Consider the following 724-nt stretch of genomic DNA (forward strand, 5'->3'; position numbering starts at 1 on the left):
CGAACGGGCTACGGCGGCCGGCCCGCCGGTGACGTGCGGCCGGCGGCGAGGCGGCCTGAGGTGCCTCCGCGCTCACCGGAGGAGGGACTCCGCGTCCCCCATGACGACGACCGGGTGCTGGTCCGGGTCGAGGACGCGCAGGAGTTCCTTCATGTGCCGCTCCTTCAGGCTCACGCACCCCTGGGTGGGCCCGTCGTGGTCGACGTGCAACCACACGCCGCCGCCCCGGTCGGCGCCGAGCGGCCGGGTCCGGTCCAGCGGTGAGGTGCCCGGCACGCGGTTGTAGTCGATCGCGATGACGTAGTCGAACGACCCCTCGAGCGACTCGCCCTCGAAGCCCGTGCCGCTGATGGCGAAGCCCGGGTTCTCGTCGTAGGTCAGCCGGGTTCCCGGGTCGGGCAGGAGTCCGCCGGCGTCGCTCAGGGTGAACACGCCGACGGGGGACCTGAGGTCGCCCATGCGGTGGTCGTCGGTCCAGCCCTTCAGCGCGTTGTGGGCCGGCCAGGCCGGACCGGCCTCCCATCCGGTGGCGGTCCGCCGGTGCAGGACGGCCTCGGAGCGGGAGGAGTCCTTGCCGCGGCCGGTGACCACGACGACCTGACGGGTGTCCCCGGGGATCTGCCCGAGGGTCTTCGGTCCCAGTCCGGGCAGCCGGGCGGGGGCGGCGGTCGCCACCCCGGCGCCCGCCCTGCCCTGCGCGGTGCCCGCGGCACCGGGTGCGCCG

The 724-nt window shown here is 75.4% G+C and carries 1 protein-coding gene; it reads right to left on the bottom strand.

Annotated features, from left to right (window positions below):
* Positions 1-72: 72 nt before the first annotated feature.
* A partial coding sequence (locus G3I53_RS01540; RefSeq protein ID WP_164437954.1) for a L,D-transpeptidase family protein occupies positions 73-724 on the bottom strand: 652 nt, incomplete at its 5' end.

This window comes from Streptomyces sp. SID14436, from assembly GCF_010548465.1.
In the GTDB taxonomy this organism is placed as follows: domain Bacteria; phylum Actinomycetota; class Actinomycetes; order Streptomycetales; family Streptomycetaceae; genus Streptomyces.